This is a genomic window from Streptomyces sp. NBC_00986 (genome assembly GCF_045162565.1).
GTDB lineage: Bacteria > Actinomycetota > Actinomycetes > Streptomycetales > Streptomycetaceae > Streptomyces.
In genome coordinates this window covers 541,174-558,085 of record NZ_CP108733.1, presented here as the reverse complement: position 1 = coordinate 558,085, position 16,912 = coordinate 541,174, and the positions used below count along the sequence as shown (strand labels likewise).

Genomic DNA, 16,912 nt, shown 5'->3' with positions numbered 1-16,912 from the left:
CTCTGTAGTGACCTGTAGTGATCTGTGATGGTCTGCAATGACCGTTTACGGAACGGGATTTGATGGAGCGTCAGTTCGCGCCGATGGTCACGCCGGTCCAGTCGATGTGGGCCGGGTTCTTGGGCAGGGCGGAGATGGACTTGCTCTTCGCGATGAGGTTGGGCGAGGAGTACGTGAAGACCAGCGCCTTGCTCTGCAGGCCGGCCCGGGTCGCCGCCTGGAGGACCTTCGCGTAGTCGGGCGAGTCCAGCGGGGTCTGCCGCACCTTGGCGATGGCCGCCTCGAACCCCGAAGGCTCGTACGGCGAGCTGAGGTTGAGCGGGCCGTTCGGTCCGAAGTGTGCGGTGAGGGTCTGCGCGGCGGAGTCACGCCCCGTCGTCCCGTAGATGGAGAGCGTCAGGTTCTTCGCGAAGAACGGGGTGGCCCAGTTCTTGTCCACCTTGATGTCGACCGTGATGCCGACCTTCGCCAACTGCGCCTGGACGATCTCCGCTTGGGGATCCTCGGCCGGGATGACGAGGTCGAGCTTGATCTGGCCCGCCTTGTAACCGGCCTCGGACAGCAGCTGCTTCGACTTCGCCGGGTCGTAGGCGTAGTCGTCCGCGGACTGCGGGTCGTAGGCCACGTAGCCCTTGGGGAAGGGCTGGTTGGTCGCCGAGCCGTAGCCGAAGGTCAGCTTGTCCACGAACTCCTGGCGGTTGATCGCGTAGCGGACCGCGTCGACGACCTTGGCGTTGTTGAACGGCGCCTTGTTCACGTTGAGGCTGATGTTGTTGGCGTTGAACCCGGGCTGGACGAACACGTCGAGCCCCGCCTTCTTCGCGGCCTCGGCCTGACTGGGCGCGATGTCGGCGAAGTTGTAGACGCCGGTCTGGAGTCCGGAGACGACCGTCGCCGCGTCGGGGGCCGAGGTCAGTTCGACGTTGTCGATGTGGATGTCCTTGGCGTCCCAGTAGTCCGGGTTCTTCTTCAGCAGGACCTTGGTGCCCGGGACGAGCTGCGTGACGGTGAACGGGCCTGCGCCGACCGGGTTTTGGTCCAGCTTCGTCGGGGACGCGGCCGCCTTCGGGCTGGCGATCTGGAGGACGCGCTCGCCGAGGAGCTGGGGGATCTGGTAGTCGACCTGGCTGAGGTGGAGCACCGCGTCCAGCCCGTCGGCGTCCACCGACTTGATGGAGGTGAGGTCGCCGAAGAGCGCGGAGTTCTTCTGCTTCTGGGCGCGTACGATGGCGGCCTTCACGGCGGTCGCGTCGACCGGCGTACCGTCGCTGAACTTGAGGCCCGGGCGCAGGTGGAAGGTGATCTGATCGCCCTTCGCGTTGTACTCCCAGCTCTTGGCCAGGTCGGGCACGGCCTTGCCGGTCGCGTCCGTGCGGGTCAACGAGGCGTAGACCAGGGCGAGTTCACGGAACTGGGCGCCGCTGCCGCTGACGACCGGGTCCCAGTGGGTGGGGAAGTAGGAGGAGGCCCACTTCAGCGTGGCGCTGCCGCCGGCCGTCGAGGCGTCGCCGCCGCAGGCGCTGAGGGCGGGGACGAGCACGGTGGCGAGGGCGGTACCCAGGGCGGCGGCGCGCAGCCGGCCGGGGCGGAAGGCCGCCCGACGGCTGCGGGGCGTGAGTCGTCCGGACATCTTCGTTTCTTTCTTCGAGGGCTCCCGGCCGCGCCGGGGCAGCGGAAAGGAAGCGAGGGCGGCACACCCGGGGACCGGACACCGCGGAGACCGGGACGACGGACATGCCGGTGCGGCTTCGATACGCACGGGGGCATGCCGCGCCCAGGGCAGGAGGCGTCGGCGGATCGCGGGGGAGAGCCCGGGACACGGAGGGAGGCAGAGGAGGCGACGAAACGCGAGGGGCGCGAAGAGACGGCGCTGGGTGGCGAGTCGGCGGAGTGCCGGTGGCTACGGGAGCGGGGTCAGGCGCCTGTGGGCCGGAGTCGGCGGGTCAGCGACAGAGAGCGCTGCAGGTGCGCCGCAGGTCCACGTAGCGGCACACCACACCGGGGTGCGTCGTGAGCATGCTGCACATCCTGGGGCCAGCCGTCCGAGGCTGTCAATGGACACCAATTGGTGTCTCATTGGGCGGGACGGTCTCTGACCGCTGATCAGAGGCCTGTCAGGGGCGGGAGGAAGGGGCGGGGGCTACGGCGGGATGTGCCGCGGCCTCCTCCGGGTGCAGCCACAGCGGCCCGTTGCCGGTGTCGACCCGGACGGCACCGGCCGGAGGCCACGGGCCGCCGTCGGTCAACGACGTGCGCTCGGGTTCGGTCAGGGTCCGGTACCGCGCGATCGCGTCCGCCGGGGCCAGTGCCGTGGGCGCGGGCAGCAGTGCGGGACTGAGTTCGGCGACGGCGGAGACGTACTCCTCGTACGGCCGCCAGCCGGGGACGACCCGATGCCCGGCGGCGGTGCGCAGGAGCAACGTCGGCAACGCGTACCGGTGTTGACCGTCGAGGGTCTCCTTGGCGGCGCCGGGATGGGGCGACCCGTCGGCGCGCACCGACAGCACGTCGTCGACCGGCCTGCGCGCCTCGGCACGGTCGGCTCGCACTCTCTCCAGTACGTCGGCCGACGCCGCGTCGGCCGCGAGCCGGCCGGCGTCGAGACCGGGCACGCCGGACACCACCGACAGCGCCGACCCGGAGGTGTCCGCGGGCTCGCCGAGCACGAACACGCTCTCCCGCAGCCGCCGTAGCACCCGGTCCGCCACGTTGGCACCCTGCGCCTCGGCCGCCTTGGCGACCAGGGAGGACGGCCAGGAACTCGCGGCCACGCGGCTCAGGTGACGTGCCCGCGGGGCGTGGGTGTGGGCGCTGATGTCCTCGACGTAGCGTGCGTACCAGGCGGTTTCCGCGGCGGGGTCGGGTGCGGGGTCGTCGTCGTGGTCGAAGAGGATGCAGTACGCGCGGCGCCAGTGGACCTGTCCGGCGAGCGCCGCGCGCAGCCTGCGGAAGACGGGTTCGGATCCCCAGGCCCAGGGACACAAGGGGTCGGTGTACTCGACGACCTCGAGGAGTGCGGTGGCTTCGTGGCCTCCGACGGGTTCGGAGGTCTTGGAGGCTTCGGCGGGGTGCCGGTCCGGGGCCGTCATGCGGCTCCCTGGCGGGTCAACTGCCCGTCCGCCGCGCGGTGTTCACCGGCGCCGGCGGGCAGCAGCGTGGCCAGGGTCGTGCCGCTCAGGACGGCGGCGGCCTCGGCCTCGATCCGGCGCCACACCGCGGGCAGACCGGAGGCGGGACCGGGGTAGTCGAGCCCGGCCAGCGGTTCACCGCGCAGGGTGATCAACTCGCCGTCCACGGCCCGGGCGACATCCAGGAGCGTGATCTCGCCGGCGGGCCGGCCCAGCCAGTACCCGCCCTCGCAACCACGCTGGCTGCGGACCAGGCCGGCTCTGCGCAACTCGCCCACCACGGACTTCAGGAACCGGAACGGGATCTGCTGCGAGGAGGCGATCGCCTCGCACGTGAGCGGACGGGCAGGTTCGCGGGCGAGCTCCAGCAGAGCCCGCGTGGCGTAGTCCGCCTTCGCGGAGATATGCATGCGCACATAATGCCCGACGCGGGCCCCGCGACGAGTCGTTCCGCCGCTTCCCTTCCCACCTCTCCTCATACATTGCGGGAACATTGCCGCAGGTGAAGGACAATGGACACCTCTTGACATCCTTTTCCGGGCGGCTCTAGCGTCCCCCACCATGAGCGAGCCGCTGACAACGCCCGGCGAAGGTTTCCACCCCCATCTCCACGACGCCGCAGGGCAGTCCACCGCCTCCCTGCGCAGCCGCCTGCACCACATCCGCGCCGACGCCCTCGACGGCGACACGGCACAGAGCGGTGGCATGCGCAGATTCGCCGCGGTGAGCGGCAGGACGGTCGGCTCCGAGAAACTGTGGATGGGCCAGACCCACGTGGCTCCCTCCACCGCCTCCTCCGACCACCATCACGGCGAATCGGAGACCGCCATCTACGTGGTCAGCGGACACCCCGAGTTCGTCTTCCTCGACGGCACCGGCCCGGAGCCCGAGGAGGTACGGCTGCGTACCTCCCCCGGGGACTACATCTTCGTCCCGCCGTTCGTGCCGCACCGGGAGGAGAACCCGGACCCCGCGGACGAGGCCGTGGTGGTGATCGCGCGCAGCACGCAGGAGGCGATCGTGGTGAACCTTCCGGGGCTGTATGTGCTGGGGGCGGGGGAGGACTGAGTTCGACTGCTGCGGGGGCGCGCGGCTCACCCAACGGCGGCGATGTGTACAGCAGTTGGGTGGTTGATCACCGCCCCCCGATCGACGTCCCGCCATTAATTCCTTCGCGATGCGGTCGGGACGGGCCCAGACTCGTGTCATGACTGACATGGAGGCGTTCCGGGACGCGGTCACCGCGTGGGCGACGGGCGGCCCCGGCGACCCCGCGCGCGAACTGGCCGCACGGTTGCCCGTCCGGACGGCCGTCCTTCTCGAAGGGCCCAGCGACGTCGCGGCGGTCGAGGCGCTGGCGGAGAGCCGCGGCCGGAACCTGGCGGCCGAAGGAGTCTGCGTCCTGTCGATCGGCGGCGCGATGAGCGTCGCGCACTACGCCCGGCTCCTCGGTCCACCCGGACTGGGTCTCCGCCTCACGGGACTGTGCGACGAGGCGGAACGCCCTTACTACGCACGCGGTTTCTCCCGGGCCGGCGCGGCCGAGCAGGATTTCTTCGTCTGCGCGGCGGACCTGGAGGACGAGCTGATCCGCGTACTCGGCGTGACACGGGTCGAGGAACTCGTCCGGGCCGAGGGCGACCAGCGTGCCCTGAACACCTTCCTGCGCCAGCCCGCCCAGCGGGGCCGTGACCCGCGGCAGCAGTTCAGACGCTTCCTCGGCACGAAGAAGGGCCGCAAAATCCGCTACGGCCGCGTCCTCACCGAGGCCCTCGACCCCGAAAGCGTCCCGGCACCGCTGGCCGGTCTGCTAGCCGGCGTCTGACGGGACGACGCCACGAGCTCTGGACAAACCCTGTGCGGGGCACGCTCAGGAAGGCATACGTCGTGTCCGACGCGGACAGTCAGATTCCCTACTGGGACGCGGCTGCGGCAACGAAGACCTTCACTCATCCACTCCATCCGCCCTGGCTGGACGGGCTGAGCAGACGCGCCGCGATTCTCGACTACGGATGCGGCTACGGCCGCACGATGGAGGAACTCGAACGGCACGGCTTCGACAACCTGACGGGCGCCGACACCTCACCGGCGATGATCGAACGAGCCCGACACCTGCACCCCGCCCTCCACTTCACCACCCTGGACGCACCACCGGCGTGGCCCTCTCCGCGCGCCGCCTTCGACGCGGTGCTGCTGTTCGCCGTGCTGACCTGCGTCCCCGCCGACGCAGCCCAACTCCGCCTGATCGCCGAGCTGCACCGCATCCTCAAGCCCGGCGGAATCCTCTACCTCAGTGACCTTCTCCTCCAGGACGACGAACGCAACCGCGGCCGCTACGACTGCTACGCCACGCGCTATGCGAACTACGGCGTGTTCGAGACCGACGACGGTGCCGTCTGTCGCCATCACTCCCGTGCATGGCTCGCCACCCTGCTGAGCGGCTTCGAAACCCTCACGACCCGGACCATCACGGTGCCCACGATGAACGGACATGAGTCGACGGGCATCCAGATCCTCGCCCGCAAACCCGTCGTGCCATCAACTGCCGGGCCTGTCCGATGAAGTCGGTCATCCGCGTCGAGGCAGAGCGCGCCGGATGCGATGGCGACCAGGGATGCCCTCACCCGTCGACCCTCAACCCCTGCCCGCGCGGGCAAGCGCGCTTTCGGCTTGCGTGGCAAGGGTGTTGACGAGGTCGGCCGCGGACGGGAGGTCGTCGATGAGGTCGACCGCCTCGCCGGCCCAGATGGGCAGCGCGGGTATGTCGCCCCGGGACAGGGCGAGTTGGTAGTCCCGTCCGGCGTGCGGGTCGGCGGCGAGTTCGGTCTCCCGGCCGCGCCATGCGTCGAGGAAGGGATGGCCGAGTGTGCGGGCGGTGTATTTCGACGGCCAGTTGGAACCCCGGGCGATGTCGAGGACGCGGTTGCGCTCGGTGTCCTCGCCGTGCCCCTGGACGATGGCTGTGGCGGTCGCGGGGGTGATCAGGGCTTCGGCCGTGGCCTGGAAGCGGGTGCCGATGAGCGCCCCGGCGGCTCCGAGGGCGAGCGCGGCGGCCACCCCGCGGCCGTCGGCGATCCCGCCGGCCGCGAGCACGGGTACGGGAGCCGCCAGGTCCACGACGACCGGCACGAACGGCAGCGTGGAACGGCCGTGCCGGGCTCCGTGCCCGCCGCTCTCGGAGCCCTGCGCCACGATGACGTCGGCGCCCAGGTCGACCGCGCGCCTCGCCTCCTCCAGATCGGTGACCTGGATGATCAATGCCGTACCGGCCCGGCGGACGCGTTCGGCGAACGGGCTCGGGTCCCCGAACGACAACATCACCGCGGCGGGGTGGTGTTCCAACGCGTGCTCGACCGCGTCGACATCGATCTGCCAGGTGAGGAAGCCGATGCCCCATGGCTTCGTGGTCCGCTCGGCGACGATGGCCAACTCGCGGGCCAGCCAGGTGCGTTCACCGTTGGCGCTGCCCAGCAGCCCCAGCCCGCCACCACGGGAGACGGCGGCTGTCAGCGCACCACCGGCCGATCCACCCATCGGCGCCGACGCGATCGGGTGGTGCACACCGAGCAACTTCGTGAACGCCGTCGACAGTGTCATGGCCGTCATCATCACCCGTGTCGGCGTACGAGGTGAAGCGCCGCGGATATGAGTGGCTCCGCCGCGCGGCCCGACCCTAGTCTCGGGCCATGAACCAGCGGCGGCGGAAGAAGCTCTCCAGACGTCTCTTCGGAGCAATTCAGGCCGGGGACACCGCCGTTGTGACCGTGGCACTGCGCGCCGGAGCCGACCCGGAGCGGGCCGACAGCGAAGGCACCACACCTCTCTACGCGGCCTCGGTGAACGGACAAGCCTCGATCGCCGGGCTGCTCCTGTCGGCCGGTGCCTCTCCGGACACCGAGAGCGGCGGAATCGGCGCGGAGGGCACGCCGCTGTGCGCGGCCGCGTGTTGGGAGCACGCCGACACCGTGCGCGAGTTGCTGGCCCACGGCGCCGATCCGAACGTACGGGAAGATCACGGTACGGGTTGGTCGCCCCTGGACTGGGCGCGCGGAGGTCCCCATCCCGAGACAGTCGCCCTCCTTGCCGCGGCGGGCGCAAGTGGGAGCCGGTAGGGGCTAGTTGGGGTCGCGGACGACGATCGACACATACTGGGTGATCCGGCGGGACGAAGTCGAGGTCCCGCAACTGGCCCACAGTGTGGGCTTGTTGATCACGGGGCTGGTCGGGATCCTGACCCTGGCCTCGAAGGAGCCGGTGGGGAGTGCGTCGGCCGAGGCCAGTTGATGGGTCCCGGCAGCCGTGGCCGTCGTCTGTGGTTGTCCCAGTGATGTCTTCTGTTCCTCCATCGAGAGGCTCAACTTCGCACCGCGGTCCCAACGGATCCCGAAGGACACCGACTTCCCGGGAGCGCAGCCCGTGCCGGTCAGGGTGATCGTGCCGCCGGGCACGGTCTCGGTCGGGGTGGCGATCAGGGACCTGGGGGAAGCTGAGTGGGGCGCCGTCGGACCGGGAGTGCTGGTTCCGGAACGGTCGAAGGAGGCCACCAGAGGGAAGACGGCCACGACCGCAGCCGCTACGGCGGTGACCGTCGCGACCTCGCGGAACGTACGGCGGCGGCGGGCGCGGCGCCGTAGGTCCGAGAGAGGGGGCCGCCGCGCGGCCCGGGTGCCCTCCTCGACGAGGTGGCGGAGACCGTGCTCGGATGCGGGTTCAGCGTCGGCCATGGTGGGACAGAGCTCCTTCCGGATCGGCGGCGAGATGGCGGGCGAGGTTCGCGCGGGCGCGGGCGAGCCGGCCGCGCACGGTGCTCACCGGCAGGCCCAGTTGCCCGGCGACCTGGTCGATCGGCAGATCCAGTACGTCGTGGAGCAGCAGCACGGGGCGCTGGTTCACCGGGACCCGGAGCAGCAGCTCGGCGACTTCGGCGGTCTGCGGCGTGAGTTGGGGCTGCGGGCGCTGGGCACCCAGGCGCAGCAGGGCCGCGGCGCGCCGGCGCAATCGCCGGATCTCGCTCACCGCGAGGTTGATCGCGACCCGGCGTACCCACAGCTCCGGCACGTCGTATGCCTGGATCCGGGGCCAGCGGTCCAGGGCCCGGATGAACGCCTCCTGCACGACGTCCTCAGCCTGTTCGAGGCTGCCGGTGACCGAGAACAGCTGGCCGACCAGTCGCGCGTACGACGACTCGTAGAACTCCTCGAAGTCCGTCACGCCGGTCTGCTGTCCTCGGTCACCGCCGCTTCCGCGTTTCACTCAGTTCGCGCCCACCGGTGCGGCCTCCACACGCTTCTGACCGGGAGTCAGTGACAGCCAGGCAAGTTGCGCGGCGGTGGCGTTGCCCTTCGCCTTCAACTGCCCGACCAACTTGTCGGCCTCGACGACCTGGGCGGCGGTCGGGTTGCCGGTCGTTACCTTGATCTCCCTCTGTATGTTCAGCAGGAGCCGATTCTCCTCCGATATCCGGGACTTGCTCCCGGCACTGGAGGACGCCTTCGCCTTCGCGGCGGCGGACTCCTTGACCGCCGTCTGCGACTGATGCGTGGTCTGCGGCTTGGCCTGTGCCGTGGTTCCGTGGCCGGGCGAGGCGATTGCCGTCGTGGCGAGCACGGCGCACAGTCCTGCGGCGGCGATGCCGACAGCGCCGTACGCCAACTTCTTTTGTTGCATGGCTGGTTGGTCCTCACTTCTGTCTCGGAGGGAAGGCCGGACGGCCTGGCCGGCGCCTGCGGAGCGAGCCCGACCGCCGTCCCACCACCCCCACGCCACAGACCTCCGCCCAGCGCACACCCCACGGGCCTTCGTCATCGAACCGTGACCGACCTGCCGCGGCCCGAGATCCGGCGACCGGACCCGACCCGGTGCGAGAGCGCAGTGTGCGGGCGCCGCGGATGGCGGATACTCGTGATCGGCGGGGTGTGTGGGTGCTGTGCCGACCGGAGGTGCGCAGGCGTATGGAGAAACCGTGGCGCGCCCTGGCCGGGCGGATTCCCACCTGGTTGCGCGACCGTGATCCGGGGCTTGCGGCGACGCGCCGGGCCGCGCGCACCGCGCTGGTGATGCCCGCGCTGTTCGCTCTGTGCAGTCAGGTGCTGGACTCCGCGACGATGGCGACCTACGCGGCGTTCGGCTCGTTCTCGATGCTCCTGCTGGTGGAGTTCACCGGCCCCATGGTGCAGCGCCTGCGCGCCCACGTGGGGCTGGCCGTGGCCTGGGCGGTCCTCATCTGCCTCGGCACACTGATGGCCCGCACGACCTGGCTGGCGATCACCGCCATGGTCGTGGTGGGTTTCCTGATCCTCTTCTCCGGCGTGGTCAGCTCCGTCCTCGCGGGCGCGTCGACCGCACTGCTGCTGGCCTTCATCCTCCCGGTGACCTCGCCCGCCCCGCTGTCACAGCTCCCCGACCGGCTCGCCGGAGCGGGCCTCGCGGCGGCGGCCGCCATGCTCGCGATCTCCTTGCTGTGGCCCCGGCCCGCCGCGGACCCGCTCAGCGCACCCGCCGCCCGGGTCTGCCGGGCGGCCGCGGCACAGCTGCGTACCGACGCCTCATGGTTGGCCGGCGGCGCGGACGCGCCCACCGTCCGGCAGTGCGAGGTCACCGCCGGCCAGGCCGCCGCGGCGGCAGCCGACCTGCGCACCGCCTTCGACGCCACGCTCTACCGGCCCACCGGCCTGTCCGCCGGCTCCCGCGCACTGGTCCGGCTGGTCGACGAACTGACCTGGCTGAGCGCCATCGTCGCCGACAGCGGCCCCCCGTCGGAGGACACCCTGGCCTGCGACGCCGACGCGCATGCCGTACGGCGTGCGGCGGCCACGGCCCTGGACGAGGCCGCCGACATCCTCGACGCCCCGCGCAACGCGCCCGACGCGCTCCGCGCCGCCCTGGCGAACCTGCGTAAGGCCATGGACGGCATGGAAGCCCGCGCGACCCACCGACTGCCCGTGCACCGGCCGAAACCCGGCACGGAGTCGGAGGTCCGCGCCTTCATCGCCACCCTCGACCTGTCCTTCCGCGCCCAGGAACTGGGGTTCGCCACCCTCCAGATCGCCGGAAACGTGGACCTGGCCGCGGCCGCCGAGCGCCGCAGCTGGCCCCAGCGGCTGCTGGGCACGGAACCCGGCGCACTGACACAGCCGCTGGCCTCCGCCGTCGAGCGCGCCGCCGCACACCTGGAACCGCGCTCGGTCTGGCTGCACAACAGCCTCCGGGGCGCGCTCGGCCTCGGCATCGCCGTGGCCCTGGCGAACGCGACGGGTGTCCAGCACTCGTTCTGGATCCTGCTGGGAACCCTGTCGGTGCTGCGTTCCAACGCGCTCAACACCGGGCAGAACGCGCTCCGAGCCCTGGGCGGCACGCTGGTCGGTTCGCTCATCGGGACCGGGCTGCTCCAGCTCATCGGGCACCACAGCACCGTGCTCTGGTTCCTGCTCCCCGTCGCCGTGCTCATCGCGGGTGTCGCCCCCGCCGCCATCTCCTTCGCGGCGGGTCAGGCGGCCTTCACCGTCACCCTCGTCATCCTGTTCAACATCGGCCAGAACCCCGACTGGCACATCGTGCTGCTGCGGATCGAGGACATCGCCCTCGGCTGCGGGGTGAGCGTGCTGGTGGGCCTGTTCTTCTGGCCGCGGGGCGCCGCGGCCGCCGTCGATCGGGCGCTGTCGGCGGCGTACACCGAAAGTGCCCGCTATCTGGCCGACACGGTGGAGTACGCGGCGAGCCGGTGCAGCATCGGCTGCATTCCGACCGACGCCCCGGTGGAGGCGGGCCGGCAGGCGGCCGCCGCGGCCCGCCGGCTCGACGACGCCTTCCGCAGCTACCTCGCCGAACGCGGCGCCAAGCCGGTGCGGCTGTCCGACATGACCACCCTGGTCACCGGGGTCGTAGGACTGCGTCTCGCCTCGGACGCGGTACTGGAACTGTGGCAGCGCAACGGCGGTGAGGAACGGATCGAACCCGATCGCTCCGAGGCCCGGCTCACGCTGCTCGACACGGTCGGCCGGTTGGCCGACTGGTACCGGGACCTGGCCGCGGGACTCGGCCGGCACACCGCCGTGCCCGCTCCGCTGTCCCGCGACCCAGACGAGGAGGCACGCCTGGTGGACTCCCTGAGTCGCGACCTGCGCGGCGACGACGGACATGCCACGGCGACGGCGGTCCGCATCATCTGGACCGCCGACCACCTCAACGTGGCCCGCCGCCTCCAGCCCAGCCTGGCGGCCGCGGCGGAGCCGAGCGATCCGGCACGTGAGGCGAGGACCGATCCACCTCACCCCGGGTAGGGAACGGCCTCGCGCGCCGACTGGAGTGCGATCGCCCACCAGGCCAACTGGTCGAGCAGTGTCCGGGCGTAGGCGGCGGACCCGGGATCGAGCGGACGGCCGTCCTGCCACGAGGTGAAGCAGTTCGGGAAGGCGAGGCCGTCGCGAACCGTCACGGCGTGCAGTTCGGTCAGCACGTTCTCCAGGTGCAGCACCGCGTGCCGGCCGCCCGCGGCACCGCCGTAGCTGACGAAGGCCACCGGCTTGGCCGCCCACTGGGTGAAGTGCCAGTCGATGGCCGCCTTCAGGGACGCGGGATAGCTGTGGTTGTACTCCGGCGTGACCACGACGAACGCGTCGGCGCTCGTGAGCGCCGAGGTCAGCGCAGCCATCCCGGCCGGGCGGGGGTAGGTGTCACGGGCGTGCTTCGGTGAGGCCGCGGGCAGCGCCAACGGGACGTCGATCTCGGCCAGATCGACGACCTCCACCTCGAAGACACCGTGCAGACCGGCCTGTTGGGCCACCCACGAGGCCACGACCGGGCCGAACCGTCCTTCCCGCACGCTTCCGACGATGATCACCAGCTGAGGTCTGTTCTCCATGCCCGCCACGATCGGACGGCGCCGCGCGCCCAGCCAGACCGTGCTCAGACTGGCCCCCGCAGGGCCACCCCGAGCACCCCGCGGCGAGCGGGCAGCGCCGTAGACTCACGCCATGGGTTCGCCGTTGGGGGATTTCATCCGGACCAAGCGGGACAGCATTCAGCCCGAGTCGCTTGGACTGCCCGATCACGGCCGCCGTCGGTCACCGGGGCTACGGCGTTCGGATCTCGCCGCGCGGGCCGGCATCAGCGTCGAGTACCTGACCCGCATCGAACAAGGCCGCGACCGCAACCCCTCGGTGGCGGTGGTGCACGCCCTCGCCGACGCGCTCGGCCTCGACCCGTCCGAGCGCGACCATCTCCGCCACCTCACGAAGATCACCGGCGGCGAATGCTCCGCCCACCTCCAACCCGGGCCGCCGCCCCGCGAGGTCCGTCCGTCGATCCTGCGGACGCTCCGTCTCCTCGAACCCGGAACCGCCGTGGTCACCAACCGACTTGGGGATGTCCTCGCCCACACGAGTGGCTACGAGTCGCTGGTACGCGGGACCGGACTGCTGGACACCGATACACCGAACCTCACGCGCTACGTCTTCACCGACCCCCGCGCCCGGACGTTCTTCACGGACTGGGACGACGTCGCGGACGAGCAGGCTTTCGACCTGTGGCTCGGACCGACCGTGGGGAACTCCGAGTGGTTCACCACGGAACTCGCGTCCGTCGCCGGCCCCGACTTCACGCGCCGCCTGAACCGGCATGTGGTTCCCCGACGCGGGGCTCTCCGCCTCGTCCACCCGTCCGGGTGCGCACTGCACCTGCTCCGCGAGACGCTCGAACTCCCGGCGGACGCCCAGCAGTTGGTCGTCCTGCTGCCCGCGGACGACAGCACGGCCCAGGCCCTCGACGAACTCCGCCGCCGGTCGCACGGTCGGCTCCGCGCCATCTCCTGACGCACCCGGACCCCGCAGCCGCGTGCTCTGTACCAGGTGACAGGGCTGATGTGACGGGGCTGGGGTAGCCGAGACAGTGATGAACGCGGTGCAGTGATGAACGTAGGGCTTTGAAGAGAGGAGCGTCATGTCGGGCGTGATGGAGCGCATCAAGCAGTTCGCAAGGAGCCCCCAGGGGCGACGCGCGGCGGACCAGGTACGCCGGGCCGCCGCCGACCCGCGCCGCCGGGCCCAGGCCCAGCGCCTGTTGGCCAAACTTCGTGGTCGCCGCTGAGGAAACCCGCCCCACGCCGGTGGGTTCCACGGGGGAGTGGGCCGAGCGGCGCACGCTACCGAGGGAGGAATGATCGCTGTGGAAGGTTCGTCACTCCGGGCAGTGGGCTGGGCCCGCACACTTCCGCTGGACAGCGAGGTGAAGTCGGCCCGGGACTGGGCGCGCAAGCATCTGGAGGCGCTCGACTGGACCACCACCGCCCCGGAAACGGTGGACGCCGTCCTGCTCACCGTCTCCGAACTGGTCACCAACGCGCACCGGCACGCCCACAGCAGCGCCCAGTTGGTCATGACGTGCGACGACCACTTCCTGCACGTCTCCGTCCACGACAAGTCCAGCGAACTGCCCACTCCCCGCGAGGCGAGTACGGAGCACCTCGGCGGACGCGGAATGCTCCTCGTGGACGCGGTCGCCGACACCTGGGAGTCGCACTCCTGCCCCCACGGCAAGTCGGTCAGCGCCTGCTTCCACGTGCCCGGCACTTCGGCGCCGTCGACGCGCTCCGACGGGCCTGCCGCCGAGGTACCCCGCCGACCCGGGGCACATTGACATTCGGATCGCCGGCTCAGAAACTCGATCACATGACCAAGGTCCTGCTGCTCACCAGGGAGCGCTGCGTCGACCTTGCCCGCATGTCCAGCGCCCTGTGTTGATCCCCTGAGCCGCGGATCCGCGCCACGTCCCCCTCCGTTCGGACGACTTGAGCCGCGGTCCGACGGACGCCCCTGCGCTCACCGCCCCGGACACCCTCGCTCCGCCCTCGGCCACGCTGCGATCGGAAGTACGATGAGCCCGGAATTCCTCTGGTACATCCCCAACACCGTCGAATCGGGCCACCGCGGCGACGACACGACGGACGGCTGGGGCTCCATCGAGTACTCCACCGACCTCGCCCGCACCGCCGAGCGGCACGGCTGGGGCGGCGCACTCCTGGGCACCGGGTGGGGACGCCCCGACACCTTCACCGTCGCCACCGCGCTGGCTGCCCGGACCACCACCTTCAAGCCCCTGATCGCAGTACGCCCCGGCTACTGGCAGCCGGCCCAATTCGCGGGCGCGGCAGCGACCTTGGACCAGCTCAGCCGCGGCCGGGTCCTGGTCAACGTCGTCAGCGGCCTCGACAACCTGGCCGCCTACGGCGACACCCGCAGCGATCCGGCCCAACGGTACGCGCGCACCCAGGAGTTCATGCGTCTCGTACGACGGCTGTGGACCGAGGATGACGTCACGTTCGCCGGTGAGCACTTCCAGGTGAGCGGCTCCACGGTCGCGCCCCGCCCCTGGACGACGGCCGGCCGAGCACATCCGACGCTCTACTTCGGGGGCGCGTCCGAGGCCGCCGAGCGGGTGTCGGCGGCCGAGGCGGACGTGCAGCTGTTCTGGGGCGAACCCCTGGCCGGCCTCGCCGAACGCATCGACCGGCTCAGGACGTTGAGCGAGGAAGTCGGCCGTCGGCACCGGCCGCTCGAGTTCGGCCTGCGGATCACCACCGTCGTGCGCGACACCACGGAGGAGGCGTGGCGGGCGGCGGAGGAGAGGGTCGCGCGCATGGCGGCCGGCTCGGCCGACGAACTGACCTGGACGGGGAACCGGAAGACGGCCGTCGGACAACAGCGGCTCTACGACCTCGCCCCCCGGGGCGAGGTGCTCGACACCTGCCTCTACACCACGCCGGGCAGGTTCGGCGGCGGGGGAGCGGCGACGACCTGGCTGGTCGGCTCCGCCGCCGATGTCGCCACCGCGCTGGACGACTACCGCAAGCTCGGCATCACCCACTTCGTTCTCTCCGACACCCCCTACAAACAGGAGATCATCCGCGTCGGCGACCAACTCCTGCCCCGGCTGCGCTGATTCGCGTGCTGTCGAACGCCGTCCTCATCGTCGTCGGCGGACTCCCCGGCACCGGGAAGACCACGCTGTCCCGGCTCCTGGCCGCACGCATCGGTGCGGTGCACCTGCGCGTCGACACCATCGAGCAGGCACTCGTCCGCTCCGGCCTGGCGCGGCACCCTGTCGGGCCGGCCGGCTATGTGGTCGGGTACGCCCTGGCAGAGGAACACCTCCGGCAGGGGCTGACCGTGATCGCGGAGTCGGTCAATCCGGTGGCCGTCACGCGCGACAGCTGGCGCGACGCGGGGACCCGGGCGGGCGTGCCGGTCGTAGAGGTGGAAGTGATCTGCTCGGATCCGGCCGAGCATCGGCACCGGGTGACCTCACGGTCGGTCGACATTCCCGATCTGCCGCTTCCGGACTGGCAGCAGGTCCGCAGGCGGGACTACGAACCCTGGAACCGTGAACACATCACGCACGACACCGCCGGGGAGGTACCGCGGGAATCGCTCAACTCCCTTCTCCACCACCTCGATCGGCTCCGGCTCCTGCCACGGCGGTGAGCGCGAGGTACGAGTTCCGGTAACCCCGCCAACCGGACTTCTCGCGCGCCGTGCGCATGGCGCTTCGAGCCACGTCGAAGTGTTTCCGTGCCGTCTGTCACGGTGCGAAGCTGATGACATTCGGATCAGGAATGAACTCATGAGCATCTATCGATCTGAAGTGATTGATAGGTGGACAAGTTGACAAGCGGATAGTCGAGCACGGGGGATGCCATGAAGGTGCTGGAATCGGTGAAGTGCCGGAAGTCGACGACCGTAGGAGTAGCGGGCACATTACGGCGGCGGCCGTGACGGCGCGGGTGTTCGTCGTCGACGGTCACCCACCCTTCCGGGCCGGAGTGCGGCAGGTCGTGGAGGACGCGGCCGGCCTGGAGATGGCGGGCGAAGCGGCCACGGGGGAGGAGGCGGTCGTGGCCTTGCGGGACGGTCATGTGGTCGCCGATGTCGTCCTCATGGACCTGCTGCTCCCGGGCTGTTCCGGTATCGAGGCGACCCGGGCCATCGTCGCGGACGCACCTGTCGGGCCCGACGCACCGAGGGTGCTCTTCATCTCGGGGTCCGCCGAGGACGACGCGGTCGTGGCCGCCCTGCGGGCGGGCGCGCGGGGCTACATGGTCAAGGGGGCTCCGGGCGACGAACTGGTGCGGGGCGTGCGCACGGTGGCGCACGGCGGGGCGGTGTTCAGCGCGGCCGTGGCCGACCGCCTCGGCCGCTATTTCTCCGCCGTCCACGAACTGCCCCTACGGGCCGCCTTTCCCGATCTCACCGAACGCGAGCGCGAAGTGCTCGACCTGGTCGCCCGGGGCCTCACCAACCGGCGTATCGCCCGCGAACTGGTCCTGTCGGAGAAGACCGTGCGCAATCACGTCTCCCGGGTGTTCGCCAAGCTCCGGGTGGCGGACCGGGTGGAGGCAGCGGTGCGGGCCCGGGACGCAGGGCTCGGCATCTGACGGGGCGACCACGGGGCGGATGCGGGACGAGACCAGGACCAGGCACCCAGGCGCCCGGGACCTGAGGCCTCCTAGCGTGAACGTGCTCGGGAGAAGCGGGGCGGGCCCGGGGGCCGTGCCCTCCCAACTTCCCGTCTCCTCCTTCGTGATTGCGTCAAAGGGAGCAGGTGAAAAAAAGATGGAACAGGACGATGCCTACGAGCCGCCCGCGCTGGAAGAGATCGGCGGTTTCACGGAACTGACCATGGCCTTCGGGCCGTGCGTCGAGAACGACTTCGTCTGGGGCACCGCCTGGATCTGCTGATCCGACGGACCCACCGACGAGAGACGGGTCGCCGTGCCCGCCATGGGCGGTGGT

General features: G+C 70.8%; 20 protein-coding genes. 12 read left to right on the top strand and 8 right to left on the bottom strand.

Annotation, left to right across the window (positions count from 1 at the left end; all coding sequences use genetic code 11):
- Positions 1-70: 70 nt before the first annotated feature.
- From OG504_RS02350 to OG504_RS02340, 3 genes are all read right to left on the bottom strand, one after another.
- Positions 71-1,630, bottom strand: a complete 1,560-nt coding sequence (locus OG504_RS02350; protein ID WP_405988148.1) for an ABC transporter substrate-binding protein — start codon at positions 1,628-1,630, stop codon at positions 71-73.
- A gap of 484 nt (positions 1,631-2,114) precedes the next feature.
- Positions 2,115-3,089, bottom strand: a complete 975-nt coding sequence (locus OG504_RS02345; RefSeq protein ID WP_405988147.1) for a DsbA family protein — start codon at positions 3,087-3,089, stop codon at positions 2,115-2,117.
- The gene (locus OG504_RS02340) at positions 3,086-3,538 is read right to left on the bottom strand and encodes an RrF2 family transcriptional regulator (protein WP_405988146.1); all 453 of its coding nucleotides are present in this window, start codon (positions 3,536-3,538) and stop codon (positions 3,086-3,088) included. The genes OG504_RS02345 and OG504_RS02340 overlap by 4 nt, the downstream gene beginning before the upstream one ends.
- A gap of 151 nt (positions 3,539-3,689) precedes the next feature.
- Between OG504_RS02340 and OG504_RS02335 the strand changes: the two genes are divergently transcribed.
- The 3 genes from OG504_RS02335 (at position 3,690) to OG504_RS02325 (ending at position 5,690) form a co-directional block, all read left to right on the top strand.
- A complete protein-coding gene (locus OG504_RS02335) occupies positions 3,690-4,196 on the top strand; it encodes a cupin domain-containing protein (RefSeq protein WP_405988145.1) in 507 nt (168 codons plus the stop codon).
- Positions 4,197-4,335: 139 nt separating this feature from the next.
- Positions 4,336-4,953 carry a TOPRIM nucleotidyl transferase/hydrolase domain-containing protein gene (locus OG504_RS02330; RefSeq protein WP_405988144.1) on the top strand — a complete coding sequence of 206 codons (618 nt, stop codon included), beginning with the start codon at positions 4,336-4,338 and terminating at the stop codon, positions 4,951-4,953.
- Positions 4,954-5,015: 62 nt separating this feature from the next.
- Positions 5,016-5,690 carry a class I SAM-dependent methyltransferase gene (locus OG504_RS02325; protein WP_405988143.1) on the top strand — a complete coding sequence of 225 codons (675 nt, stop codon included), beginning with the start codon at positions 5,016-5,018 and terminating at the stop codon, positions 5,688-5,690.
- A gap of 72 nt (positions 5,691-5,762) precedes the next feature.
- On the opposite strand, the gene OG504_RS02320 is transcribed toward OG504_RS02325, so the two are convergent.
- The gene (locus OG504_RS02320) at positions 5,763-6,725 is read right to left on the bottom strand and encodes an NAD(P)H-dependent flavin oxidoreductase (RefSeq protein WP_405988142.1); all 963 of its coding nucleotides are present in this window, start codon (positions 6,723-6,725) and stop codon (positions 5,763-5,765) included.
- An 89-nt stretch (positions 6,726-6,814) separates the two neighbouring features.
- Here OG504_RS02320 and OG504_RS02315 point away from each other — a divergent pair, with 89 nt between their 5' ends.
- Complete coding sequence (locus tag OG504_RS02315) at positions 6,815-7,240, top strand: ankyrin repeat domain-containing protein (RefSeq protein WP_405988141.1); 426 nt, start codon at positions 6,815-6,817, stop codon at positions 7,238-7,240.
- Positions 7,241-7,243: 3 nt separating this feature from the next.
- Here OG504_RS02315 and OG504_RS02310 read toward each other — a convergent pair whose 3' ends face one another.
- The 3 genes from OG504_RS02310 to OG504_RS02300 are packed head-to-tail and all read right to left on the bottom strand — an operon-like array spanning position 7,244 to position 8,795.
- Positions 7,244-7,852 carry a hypothetical protein gene (locus tag OG504_RS02310; RefSeq protein WP_405988140.1) on the bottom strand — a complete coding sequence of 203 codons (609 nt, stop codon included), beginning with the start codon at positions 7,850-7,852 and terminating at the stop codon, positions 7,244-7,246.
- Positions 7,839-8,339 carry a sigma-70 family RNA polymerase sigma factor gene (locus OG504_RS02305; protein ID WP_033279857.1) on the bottom strand — a complete coding sequence of 167 codons (501 nt, stop codon included), beginning with the start codon at positions 8,337-8,339 and terminating at the stop codon, positions 7,839-7,841. The genes OG504_RS02310 and OG504_RS02305 overlap by 14 nt, the downstream gene beginning before the upstream one ends.
- 42 nt (positions 8,340-8,381) lie before the next feature.
- On the bottom strand, positions 8,382-8,795 hold the full coding sequence (locus tag OG504_RS02300) for a hypothetical protein (RefSeq protein ID WP_405988139.1): 414 nt from the start codon (positions 8,793-8,795) through the stop codon (positions 8,382-8,384).
- Positions 8,796-9,079: 284 nt separating this feature from the next.
- Here OG504_RS02300 and OG504_RS02295 point away from each other — a divergent pair, with 284 nt between their 5' ends.
- The gene (locus tag OG504_RS02295) at positions 9,080-11,407 is read left to right on the top strand and encodes an FUSC family protein (RefSeq protein ID WP_405988138.1); all 2,328 of its coding nucleotides are present in this window, start codon (positions 9,080-9,082) and stop codon (positions 11,405-11,407) included.
- Here OG504_RS02295 and OG504_RS02290 read toward each other — a convergent pair.
- Positions 11,395-11,988 carry an NADPH-dependent FMN reductase gene (locus tag OG504_RS02290; RefSeq protein WP_405988137.1) on the bottom strand — a complete coding sequence of 198 codons (594 nt, stop codon included), beginning with the start codon at positions 11,986-11,988 and terminating at the stop codon, positions 11,395-11,397. The two genes, OG504_RS02295 and OG504_RS02290, sit on opposite strands and share 13 nt — an antisense overlap.
- 112 nt (positions 11,989-12,100) lie before the next feature.
- On the opposite strand from OG504_RS02290, the gene OG504_RS02285 reads away from it, so the two are divergent.
- The 7 genes from OG504_RS02285 (at position 12,101) to OG504_RS02255 (ending at position 16,858) form a co-directional block, all read left to right on the top strand.
- Positions 12,101-12,937 (top strand): helix-turn-helix domain-containing protein, encoded by an 837-nt coding sequence (locus OG504_RS02285; protein WP_405988136.1) that lies wholly within the window; start codon positions 12,101-12,103, stop codon positions 12,935-12,937.
- 127 nt (positions 12,938-13,064) lie between these two features.
- Positions 13,065-13,211: a hypothetical protein gene (locus OG504_RS02280; protein WP_405988135.1), complete on the top strand. Its 147-nt coding sequence runs from the start codon at positions 13,065-13,067 to the stop codon at positions 13,209-13,211.
- Between the two features lie 69 nt (positions 13,212-13,280).
- Positions 13,281-13,760 carry an ATP-binding protein gene (locus OG504_RS02275; protein ID WP_405988134.1) on the top strand — a complete coding sequence of 160 codons (480 nt, stop codon included), beginning with the start codon at positions 13,281-13,283 and terminating at the stop codon, positions 13,758-13,760.
- A gap of 237 nt (positions 13,761-13,997) precedes the next feature.
- A complete protein-coding gene (locus OG504_RS02270; protein ID WP_405988133.1) occupies positions 13,998-15,062 on the top strand; it encodes an LLM class flavin-dependent oxidoreductase in 1,065 nt (354 codons plus the stop codon).
- Positions 15,063-15,067: 5 nt separating this feature from the next.
- A complete protein-coding gene (locus OG504_RS02265; protein WP_405988132.1) occupies positions 15,068-15,604 on the top strand; it encodes an AAA family ATPase in 537 nt (178 codons plus the stop codon).
- A 287-nt stretch (positions 15,605-15,891) separates the two neighbouring features.
- Positions 15,892-16,554, top strand: a complete 663-nt coding sequence (locus OG504_RS02260) for a LuxR C-terminal-related transcriptional regulator (RefSeq protein WP_405988131.1) — start codon at positions 15,892-15,894, stop codon at positions 16,552-16,554.
- Positions 16,555-16,732: 178 nt separating this feature from the next.
- Complete coding sequence (locus OG504_RS02255) at positions 16,733-16,858, top strand: lasso RiPP family leader peptide-containing protein (RefSeq protein ID WP_405988130.1); 126 nt, start codon at positions 16,733-16,735, stop codon at positions 16,856-16,858.
- Positions 16,859-16,912 lie beyond the last annotated feature (54 nt).